The organism is Paenisporosarcina sp. P5_A11 (assembly GCF_056400705.1).
The window spans coordinates 1-10,597 of sequence record NZ_JBFUKT010000112.1; the positions used below are offsets into that span (position 1 = coordinate 1).

Genomic DNA, 10,597 nt, shown 5'->3' on the forward strand with positions numbered 1-10,597 from the left:
TCGTTTGATGGTCGAACACCTAAGTATTCTTCATATTTATCGTTCCAAATTTGAGGAAGATCTTCTACTTTCATATCTCCATTAAATAAACCTTTTTCAATTTCATAACGAATCATGATGTGAAGTGGATACGTTAATTCATCTGCTTCAATTCGAATAAGTGAAGACTTTGACTCATTAATTGCCGCTAAGAAATCTTCTGCAGAAACTGCTCCGAATTGTTCAGGTGCATAACCTTGCAATGTTTCATAATTATGTTTCCAAAAATTCTCATTGCGACCTACGAAGTTTTCATAGAATAAAGACTGTGATTCATGAATACCCATCGATGTACCGCTTGATAGAGGTAGACCATCTAAATCTGCAGAAATATTTTGTTCATATAAAGCATGACCACATTCATGAATCGTGCCGAAAATCGCCGAACGAAAATCGTTTTCATCATATTTTGTGGTAATTCGAACATCTCCACGATTTAAACCTGTCGCAAACGGATGGACTGTCTCATCTAAACGACCTGCTTCAAAATCATAACCAAGTTGTTTTAAGATATCCAAGCTAAATTGTTGTTGTTTGTCCTTCGGAAAATGTTTAAATAAGAAATCTGTTTGCGGTTGGTGTGGCGATTCAGCAATTTTTTTCGCTAAAGGTACAATTTTCTTTCTCAATTCACCAAATACTTCATCCAGAATTTCTGTCGTCATTCCTGGTTCGTATTCATCAAGAAGTGTGTTATAAGGATTGTTGTCTTTAACTCCCCAGTAAGATACAAATCTTTTGTTCGTTTCAATGATCTCTTTTAGATAAGGGTAAAATAATGAGAAATCCGATTTTTCTTTAGCTTCTTCCCAAACAGATTCTCCTTTTGAAGTCAAAATAACATAAGCTTTGTATTCTTCTGCAGGAATCTTTTTGCTCATATCGTATTCTTTTTTTACTTTTTCAACAGTTTTCCGTGTAATTGAATCTAGTCCATCTAAGTTTCTGCTAAGTTCATCTAGCATTGCAGCTAACTCGTCTGAAGTTTGCATCCCAAATACTTCAGATGACAAAGTACCAATAACTTGTGAACGTTGATCGACACCTTTTTTCGGAGCTCCTGTACGTAAATCCCAATACATAAGTCCAATCGCTTCTGAATACGCTTCCATCTTTTTGACATAATCTAAAAATCTCTCTGTCGTTTCCATGAATTTTCCCCCAATACTTTTCAAACATCTCATTCATTTTAGCATAAAGACAGAAAAGTATAATAAATAAATGAATGAAAATAAAAAGACCATTCATTTGAATGGTCTTAAATTTATTAACTCCACGTCACTTCTACAGGAAGAACATGTGTAAATGAGTCACTTAATTGTTTTTCTTCATCCGATAGCAGTAGATGAATTGATCCATGATCTGCTGATGTACGAATTAGTCGTCCAATCCCTTGTTGAAGTCGTAGTAACATAAAAGGCAAATCAACTTCGTTAAACGGATTGTTTGAGAATTTACGCTTTGCATCAAACAATGGGTCATGAGGTGGGAATGGTAAATCATAAATAATCACACGTGTTAATGCTTCAGCAGGTAAATCGAGACCTTCCCATAAATGGTAAGAACATAATGTAGAGATTTCGCCTGCTTGGAAATCACGAACAATGGAAGATAATTCTCGTTCCCCTTCACATGCCATGCTTAGTCGTTCTTCAACGGTAAGGGAGTTTTCGAAACTTATCATGTCCTGTTTCGACTTGAACAACAATAAAGTTGGTTCTTTTGATTGTGCTAAAAGTTCTCTCGCTTTTTGAGCTTTTGTCGCGCTTTCTAAAGAATACCCATAAATTTTCATCACTTCAGCATAATCAAAGGGTGAAGCTACACTGAATGAATGGTATTTATCAATTCCGAGTGCATCTGAGATATACGTAAAGTCTTTATTAATCGACAATGTTGCAGAAGAGAAAACAACTGGTAGTTTACTTGTAAATAGTTTTTCATTTAATATGTCCGTTACTAGGCGCGGCATAATAACCAGAGTCTCAAGACCATCTTTTTCTTCTACCCAATCCACTGCATCTCCGTTTTGCACAAATAATTGCAATGAAAATACATATTGTTCTAAATACTCTTCAACCATACGAAGATCGTATTCATCTATTGTATAAAGTTCAGACTCGAATACAAATTCTTCTAGAATTTGTTCTACTAATTTGACAAGTTCCTTACCTATTTGCAATACAAGATCAGTTTTCGTAATATGAAGACGTTCACCATCTCCATGTGCGTGTACTAATAACTCTTTAAAGAAGTCATCATGCGTGTCTTGTAATGTTTCTAGTAAGCGCAATGTTCTTTCACGAACACCGTCTTGGGCAACCCGATCAATTAACGACACGAGCGTTTGGCTTTGTACTTCATACGTTAATGCACGTTGAGCAGCAAATTCTAATAGATGTCCTTCATCTAAGACAATCATCGAAACCTCAGGTAACAAAGGCATTTGCCCTTCACGCACACGCGATTCTTTTGTCCAAATATGCTCCATTAAAAAATCATGTGAACAGATAATTAAATCGCCTGCTTCACGATAATTTTGGCGATGAATGGTTTGACCACAACGATTCCGAATATCACAAACTGCACACTGTTGAATCGGATGATAATTCACTTTTTGCCAATCTTCATCACTCACGTCCGGGAACGCACTTCGCTCGCCGTAAGGGAATACAGCCTGCAAAGATTGATGTCCATACACAAAATCAGGAATTCCGTCTTCAATTTGTTCAATGAAGTCATCATCATTTGTTTTTTGTTCGTGCTCAAGTCTCTTTAAACACAAATATTGATCTCGTGATTTTGCTAGGCGAACATCAATATTCCAACCAAGCGTATCTTGTAGCTTTTGAATATCTCCTTCTTTTTTCACGAGCTGATCAATCAATGTTTCATCTGCACATGATATTAAAGCGGGCTTACCCGTATAACGTGCATAAGAAATAGCTGGTAGTAAATAAGCGATGGTTTTCCCAGTTCCTACCCCAGCTTCTGCAAAAAGTACGCTTTTTTCTTTTAACGATTTTTCAATTTGATAGGCCATGTATATTTGTTCATCGCGACATTCAAACCCTTTTTCAGGCAATTCATCATATAATACGTCACCCATCCAATCACCAAGTGATTCAAAAAATGAGCGGTCTTTAGAAAGTGCAAATGGTAAAGTTTGTTTCATAGTGTTCTCCCTTCAAACGTTAAGAAAACGGATAGGTTGACCTATCCGTTTCGAGTACTATTCACGAGGTAATTTTCTACCCCAATATTGATAATAATTAGTTTCAATAAATCCATTGAATAATTTACGTTTTTTTGTTGCTTTACGTCCATATAAAGATTCGAAGTCTGCCATTGAAGACAACATATACACCGACCATGTTGGATGACTATCCATTATGCGTCCCATGTCATCAATCATTTCTTCAATGACTTCTTTTTCCCCGATTCGTTCCCCATAAGGTGGATTTCCAATCATCACACCGTCTAGTGAAGTTGTTGTAAAATCTTTTAATTGACGCTGTTTAAACTGAATTAAATCAGCGAAGCCAGCTTCAATCGCATTATTTTTTGCAACTTCAATCATTCGAGGATCTAAATCAGAACCTGTGATATCTAAATGCTGGTCATAGTTTGCTGCTTCTTCAGCTTCTAAGCGAACTTCTTCCCAGATTTTTTTTGACATCCAAGGCCAGTCTTCACTTATAAAGCTTCGGTTATACCCAGGAGCTAAGTTTTGACCAATCATTGCAGCTTCTATAGGAATAGTTCCTGACCCACAGAATGGGTCTACAAATGGACGATTTGGATTCCACTTAGAAACATAGACTAGAGCAGCAGCGAGGGTTTCTTTTAATGGGGCTTCCCCTTGATCAACGCGGTAACCTCGTTTATGTAAACCAACACCACTTGTATCAATGCTTAATTTTACCACGTCTTTAAGTATACTCACTTCAATCTTAAATGTTGCACCCGATTCGTCTAAAAATCCAATTCTTTTATGTGCTAATTTTAATCGTTCAGCAATTGCTTTTTTAACGATCGCTTGGCAATCCGGCACACTAAATAATTTTGATTTAACAGATTTCCCTTGTACAGGGAACGCGGCATCCACAGATAAATACTTTTCCCATGGAATCGCTTTCGTTTGTTCGAATAATTGATCGAAAGTGGTGGCTCTAAAGTCTCCAGCAATAATTTTAACGCGGTCAGCAACGCGTAGCCACATATTGGCACGTGCTATTGCTCGCTCATCACCTTCAAAATAAATTTTACCGTTTTCTGTTTGAGTTTCATAACCTAATTTTTTTACTTCATCTGCCACAATAGATTCTAATCCCATTGCCGATGTTGCTACTAATCGATGAGTCGTCATCATCTCATCCTTCCTTTTAACAATCATTCATTAATTTGCTTATTTATTAATAAAAGCTCTCCGAAGTTAGTGGAGAGCTTGTTTAGTCAAAGTATACCCATTAGAAAAGCCAATAAGCCATGTTTTGTTATCACGTACTCAAACGGCATAAGCCTCGTACAAGTGAGTAGTAATCATCTATCTACAGACAAAGTCTGTCTCTCAATTCGTTTGATTCCTGCATGAGAGTGCCCCTACCATAATTTGGGTTTCTCGCTCGTGGGGTTTACCTCGTTCCACCTGAAACGTTTCCGAGTCAGCTCCGTCACTGTGGCACTTTCAGAGAACCTAGACCATATCCGAAGACTTAGGTGTTGTTCCCGCCGTCAGCTGTAACACTGCCTTAGCTTATTTTTTCGCTAAGCACGAACACTACGGTCATCTCAGAACCGTGCGAGCATGGACTTTCCTCTACAACGTCAAGCGTTGCAGCGATTACCTAGATTATCTAATTGGTTTCTTCATTATACAAGGCTTTTGCCCTAAAATCAATCCACCAGTAGATGTTGAATTATTCGTACAACTTACTTCCAAAAACATGTTTCTCAAGATTTGAAAGTCTTTTTAGTATGTCAAAGTTAGTCGTACCAGTTGATGGAGGCGCAGCTTGACGTCTTGGAGCATCTTCTAGCTCACCAATTAAACGTCTATTTTCAGATTGTAACGTGTCAATTTTCTGCATAAATGAGTTGTAATCTTGAATAACATCATCTAAAAATTGATCTACTTCATCTTGATTATATCCCCGCATACCGGTTTTGAATTCTTTTTCTAAAATGATTTCAGGAGTTAATTTCGTGTTCATTTACATCGTCCTTCCATTGTTATGCATGTGGTTTATTATACCATAAAGTGACTGCTGACGGTCGTTTCTCTATTCATTTTCTGTCGAAACGTGCGCTTGCCCGGGAAATAGTTTGTTTATTTACTAGACGTTTTAAGCGCTTATCAAATGCCCAATTCTTTCGTTCCTTTTGAAGAGGTTTCAGATGCTTTGTGTTTCGTATAAGTAAGACTGCCTTTTCAACATGGACTTGCGCTGCAAGATAATCTTTTTTAACATGCTCAGCTATTTTCGCGAGTTCTTCATAAGCTTGTATTTGAAAAACATCTGATAAATTTATCAATGATTGCTCAAACGCTTCATATGCAAGGATCATTTGTTTTCGCCGTTTGTATTCGAAACCTAAAAAGTAAAATGCTTGGGCAGCTTCTGTTTTACTGTATTCTTTAATAATCTGTTCAAATACGCTCTGGCCTTTATCAAAGTCTTTTAAATCCGAAAACCATTTTCCTATATTCGTAGAGGACACACTTGAATTGTTATATTGCTCTTGTAAAATCAACTTGGTGCTATGGATAAACAACGTAAGTAACGATAAGATATCCCATTCATTATGATGTAGCACTTTTAACAGAGTGGTAGGTACTCCACTTTTGACGGCATCCATATAGATAATAGGTGCTAAATGACCTGGAATATCTCCTACTCTTTTAAATCCAAGCTTTTCTACTTCGAGATGAACAAGCTTGAATTGATCTAATTCATTGCGCCAAACTCTTCTGGAGCCATGAAGTAAATCGATATGAATGGGGTCAGCTAGTATTGGTAAATGTTCTCGATTTAATGTCCACCTTGTTTGTAATTGAGGCCAATCAAAGCTTTTTCCGTTATACGTGATAACTGTTTGACCTGGTTTCCACAACCCACATTCATATAATAAAGCTGCTTCATGGCTCGGGTCTGCTAATACATGCTGTGTCATTTCAAAATGATCTTCATTCCAAGTTAGTTGTCCGATTAAAAAAATATACGTACCTGTTCCCTTTAACCCAGTTGTTTCCGTATCAAAAAAGACGATTTTTTTGCCATCTGTAGAAATGGGATGTTCACCTTTAAACGAATTCCACAAAGTAAAAGCCTCAAAGATTTCTTTCAATTTGAAATCCCCGTGAACATGTTCAGGAGCGTAGACGATTTTTTTCTCAAAAACCACCCCAAACTTATTTTCAACAATTGATAATCCTTCATCTTCCCAAGCTTTCGAATAGGATGGTTTTTGAGGAGTGACAAAAGGAGCCACCGATTGTTTGGTCGCTGGTTTTTTCTTAATCAACTTTTTCATTTGTAAGAGATTTTTTTCAAATGACATAAGACTCACCTTTTGTTTCTATTTGCAAATAAGCTAGAAGTTTTACGACTTCATCTTTCAAACCAATTGTAGACTCTTGTGGGCCAATACAAGCAGGGCACCCTTGGTCACATGGGCAACTAGTAACATGGCTTTGCACGTATTCAAGTAATTCTGGCCACACATCAAATACACGCTCACTTATGCCAATCCCACCTGGATAACTATCATACACAAAGAACGTTGGTAGTTCAGCATGAATGGATTTCACTTGTGGTACCACATGAATATCCCGACGATCACACTGGACAAACAATGGAATAAACGACGCAATCGATGTTGCTGTACCTGTCATCGCATCCGTTAACATGGCATCCGTCCAACCAGGGGGGCGTTCGAAGCTCAACCAACTAGAAGACGTATGTAGTTCTTCAGGTGGTAATTGAATCGGACCAGAACCAATATTGTCATGTGTATCGAATCGTATTTTCTTGAAAATTGTAGCCATAGCTAAAATAGAGACATCTCCGTAAAATACTGAACCGTTTTCAAATGTTTTCTTTCGATCTTCACTCATTACTTTTAATTCAACTGCTAAATTTGCGTCAGTAAAATAATCAACATCTACTTCTCTAACAAATGCTTTCTTTTCTTCCCAGTCCAATTTTTCGACTTGGAATTGAATCCCTTGGTGAAGATAAATGGCTTCTTCGTGGAGTAATGTCATCGCACTGTAGCGATCCATTTCACCGATAACTTTGGTTTCAGCTGGTATAGTTTGATCAATTATAATGACATTTTCTTGAGATGCAGAGCGTAAACTGATTTCGTGTGCTGGAAAACGATCACTCATCCAGTGCCATTTGTCTGAAGTTCTCACTAATATGCCTTCAGCTTCTAAATAGGCTAGAAGTTCTTGAATCTCAAACTCTCCGTATTGTTCAGTCGTTTTAAAGGGCAATTCAAAAGAAGCGCATTTTAAGTGGTCCATTAAAATAATGAGATTATCCGGATAGATACGTGCTTCTTCTGGAGACTGTCCAAGTAAAAACGCAGGATTATTAACAATATACTGATCAAGTGCTGTAGACTGTGCTACATAAATAATTAATGCTTCGTCTTGTCTTCGCCCTGCTCTCCCTGCTTGCTGCCATGCACTGGCGATATTACCAGGATATCCGGTCATAATGCATGCTTGCAATTGTCCAATATCTACGCCTAATTCTAAAGCGTTTGTACTAACGACTGTTCGAATCGTTCCATCACGCAATCCTTTTTCAATAAGCCTTCGCTCAGATGGTAAGTAGCCACCGCGATAGCCTCTAATCGACTCATCATGAATTTTCTTTTTAGTCAGCTCTTTTAAGTAAGTGACAAGCATCTCAACTCGTACTCTACTTTTCGCAAAAACAATTGTTTGAATACTTTCATTATATAGACGTTTAGATAAGTCTCTCACTTCTAAAATAGCACTTCGTCTGACACCAAATGTAGGGTGAACAATTGGCGGATTATAAAATATAAAGTTCTTTTTACCTGAAGGTGCGCCGTTTTGGTCAATAAGTTGGTGTGACTCATTTGTCAGCGATTCTGCTAATTCTTTTGGGTTTGCAATCGTTGCCGATGTGCATATAAATACGGGATTGCTTCCATAATAATGACAAATGCGTTTCAAGCGACGTAAAACATGTGCAACGTGACTTCCGAAAACACCTTTATATGTATGAAGCTCATCTACGACGATGTATTTTAAGTTTTCAAATAAGGAAACCCATTTCGTATGGTGAGGTAAAATACCTGAATGAAGCATGTCTGGATTCGTTAACACTATATGACCTGCTTTTCGGACTTTCGTGCGAATAGCTGGCGAAGTGTCTCCATCATATGTGTAGCTTAAAATATCTTGATTCATTTGCTCAATCAATAAATTTAAATCAGACTTTTGATCTTGTGCAAGTGCTTTCGTTGGAAATAAGTAAAGAGCACGTGATGAAGAATCTTCAACTATTGACTGTAAAACCGGCAGATGATAACATAGCGATTTGCCGGATGCTGTAGGTGTAATGGCTGTAAACGAATGACCACTTCTTGCCATATCATAAGCTTGTCGTTGATGACTATATAATTGATTTATCCCACGTTCTTTTAAAGCTAGTTGAATGGACGTATGTAAATCGGCAGGAAAATCATCTAAAGTAGCTGCTTTTTTATCAATTGTGTGCCAATGAACAATCCGTTCTCGTATGACAGGATCTTGTTTCCATTCTATTAAAATGTCACTGATCGTTTGTTTCTTTCTCAAACTTTCCACCTTCTTGCTCTAGGGCATGTATATATGTTTGCAACGTGTAACAAGTTGATTGTATAGACTGCGCAAATCTTTTTTTCCCAGTGTCTTTATAAAATGATTGAACGACATATTGATTGAATGCTTCAATCGCAGCGTCAATTTGTTGGATTCTCATATGTTTAGGGCGGTTATMATCTAGCCATTTTCTCGACTGTTCTCTCCACTCCATTAAGAAAGTGTGCCAATGGTCGGCATGAGGTTTAACTTGAGAAAAAAAATCTGGAGTTGAGTCCGTGTCACGCATTTCTTGGTGACGACTTAAACATTTGTTGCTTTCTTCTAAAACCAATTTTGTTTGCTCAATTAATGTCATGGTCTCAGCTCCTTTATAACAATTAATTGTAACAAAAAAAAGTGGTTTTAACCACTTTTACGGGAACAGATATTCCATTCTATCGATTGTTCTGTCTCTTTAAGTGCTTTTCCAACCCGGTGGCCTTTATCAATAACAGTTTGTGTTTGAGTCGATCTTTCTTGTATAAAACGCGCTTCTAAAATATGTTCGAGTAAGGATAGTTGTTCAATCAAATCTTCAATCCTTTTCATCGTTCATCCCTCCAATAGTAGTGAAGTTCTGCACCGCAAGCTGAAATCCTTTGTCAACGACAAAACTAGAAGCATTCAGCTAAAACGTATCGTGATTCGACATAGTACTATGAAACCTTCACAGTACTTTCACGTCTAGTATGAGGACGGTTATGATACACTGATATTCGAGGTGACGAGCATGGTGATAAATTATCCGAATGGCAAAACATACACCCCTAGAAAAAATACTAGTGAAAATCGCTCAAAAAAGGATTACTCATTCAGTAATAGGGGAAAGACGTTAGAGGATGAGATTAATGAAACGAATGACTATTACATGCAGCAAGGTACGGCCGTCATCCACAAAAAACCGGTACCTATTCAAGTAGTCAAAGTAGAATATCCCTCTCGAAGTGCAGCAGTTATAAAAGAAGCCTATTATAGAACTGCATCGACAACTGATTTTAATGGGGTTTGGCAAGGGATTCATGTAGATTTTGAAGCGAAAGAAACTAAAAACAAAACTTCTTTCCCATTAAAAAACATTCATGCCCATCAAATTGATCATATGAGATTAGTTGCACAACAAAAAGGATTGACCTTTTTAATCGTTCGGTTTTCATTGATTAATCGATATTTCGTCTTACCATTCGCTCCCCTGCTAGATGCTTGGGAAGAAATGTGCAAAGGTGGTCGTAAATCAATCCCGTTTGATATTTTTGAACAAAACGCCTATGAAATAGTTCCAGGAGCATATCCACCAATAGACTATCTAAAAGGTGTTATAAATATGATTTCAGAGGAATCTGGAAAGCAGTGAAAGTGAGGAGAAATTCGTGAGTGAAAAAGTGAATTCTCGTGGACAACGAAGAAAAGAACTTGAAAGACAAAGGAAATCCAAAAAGACTTCTAAAACAGGATGGCTAAAACGAATTTTGGTTGCCTGTATTATTATAGGTTTAGCAGGATTATTATTCGGTGGAGGATTGTTTGCATATTACGCAAGTTCTGCACCAGAGCTAGATGAAGAATCATTAAAAGATCCATTGCCATCTAAGATTTATGATGTTAATGACGAATTAATGATGACTTTAGGGCCTGAAAATCGCGAATACATTAATTATGAAGATATTCCAAAGG

Annotated in this window: 9 protein-coding genes, 1 other RNA gene and 1 pseudogene; 2 read left to right on the forward strand and 9 right to left on the reverse strand. The window is 37.3% G+C overall.

All coding sequences use genetic code 11. The features are described 5' to 3' along the window. The 9 genes from AC1DOS_RS13820 to AC1DOS_RS13860 form a co-directional block, all read right to left on the reverse strand. The coding region (locus AC1DOS_RS13820) for a carboxypeptidase M32 (protein ID WP_477537968.1) at nucleotides 1-1,190 on the reverse strand (1,190 nt) is incomplete at its 3' end. Nucleotides 1,191-1,306: 116 nt separating this feature from the next. Then, on the reverse strand, nucleotides 1,307-3,214 hold the full coding sequence (locus tag AC1DOS_RS13825) for an ATP-dependent DNA helicase (RefSeq protein ID WP_477537969.1): 1,908 nt from the start codon (nucleotides 3,212-3,214) through the stop codon (nucleotides 1,307-1,309). Nucleotides 3,215-3,271: 57 nt separating this feature from the next. Beyond that, entirely contained in the window at nucleotides 3,272-4,408 is a 1,137-nt protein-coding gene (locus AC1DOS_RS13830; protein WP_477537970.1) for a THUMP domain-containing class I SAM-dependent RNA methyltransferase, read from the reverse strand. A gap of 108 nt (nucleotides 4,409-4,516) precedes the next feature. After that, an RNA gene (gene rnpB / locus AC1DOS_RS13835) (RNase P RNA component class B) lies at nucleotides 4,517-4,894 on the reverse strand. Between the two features lie 64 nt (nucleotides 4,895-4,958). Further along, a complete protein-coding gene (gene gpsB / locus AC1DOS_RS13840; protein WP_108587131.1) occupies nucleotides 4,959-5,252 on the reverse strand; it encodes a cell division regulator GpsB in 294 nt (97 codons plus the stop codon). Between the two features lie 73 nt (nucleotides 5,253-5,325). Next, nucleotides 5,326-6,600, reverse strand: coding sequence for a ribonuclease H-like domain-containing protein (locus AC1DOS_RS13845; protein ID WP_108587132.1), 1,275 nt, complete (start codon nucleotides 6,598-6,600; stop codon nucleotides 5,326-5,328). After that, the gene (locus tag AC1DOS_RS13850) at nucleotides 6,590-8,881 is read right to left on the reverse strand and encodes a DEAD/DEAH box helicase (RefSeq protein WP_477537971.1); all 2,292 of its coding nucleotides are present in this window, start codon (nucleotides 8,879-8,881) and stop codon (nucleotides 6,590-6,592) included. Before AC1DOS_RS13850 ends, AC1DOS_RS13845 begins: the two co-directional genes overlap by 11 nt. Next, nucleotides 8,856-9,242 (reverse strand): DUF1798 family protein, encoded by a 387-nt coding sequence (locus AC1DOS_RS13855; protein WP_477537972.1) that lies wholly within the window; start codon nucleotides 9,240-9,242, stop codon nucleotides 8,856-8,858. Before AC1DOS_RS13855 ends, AC1DOS_RS13850 begins: the two co-directional genes overlap by 26 nt. A 47-nt stretch (nucleotides 9,243-9,289) precedes the next feature. Continuing rightward, nucleotides 9,290-9,475, reverse strand: a complete 186-nt coding sequence (locus AC1DOS_RS13860; protein ID WP_477537973.1) for a hypothetical protein — start codon at nucleotides 9,473-9,475, stop codon at nucleotides 9,290-9,292. 181 nt (nucleotides 9,476-9,656) lie between these two features. Between AC1DOS_RS13860 and recU the strand changes: the two genes are divergently transcribed. After that, a complete protein-coding gene (gene recU, locus AC1DOS_RS13865; protein WP_477537974.1) occupies nucleotides 9,657-10,277 on the forward strand; it encodes a Holliday junction resolvase RecU in 621 nt (206 codons plus the stop codon). A gap of 16 nt (nucleotides 10,278-10,293) precedes the next feature. Continuing rightward, nucleotides 10,294-10,597: pseudogene (locus AC1DOS_RS13870) on the forward strand (penicillin-binding protein); the annotation flags it as partial.

Excerpts from the sequence above, each read along its gene's own strand:
- recU (WP_477537974.1), top strand. The coding sequence starts at position 9,657 with ATGGTGATAAATTATCCGAATGGCAAAACATACACCCCTAGAAAAAAT.
- gpsB (WP_108587131.1), bottom strand. The coding sequence starts at position 5,252 with ATGAACACGAAATTAACTCCTGAAATCATTTTAGAAAAAGAATTCAAA.
- AC1DOS_RS13845 (WP_108587132.1), bottom strand. The coding sequence starts at position 6,600 with ATGTCATTTGAAAAAAATCTCTTACAAATGAAAAAGTTGATTAAGAAA.
- AC1DOS_RS13825 (WP_477537969.1), bottom strand. The coding sequence starts at position 3,214 with ATGAAACAAACTTTACCATTTGCACTTTCTAAAGACCGCTCATTTTTT.
- AC1DOS_RS13860 (WP_477537973.1), bottom strand. The coding sequence starts at position 9,475 with ATGAAAAGGATTGAAGATTTGATTGAACAACTATCCTTACTCGAACAT.
- AC1DOS_RS13830 (WP_477537970.1), bottom strand. The coding sequence starts at position 4,408 with ATGACGACTCATCGATTAGTAGCAACATCGGCAATGGGATTAGAATCT.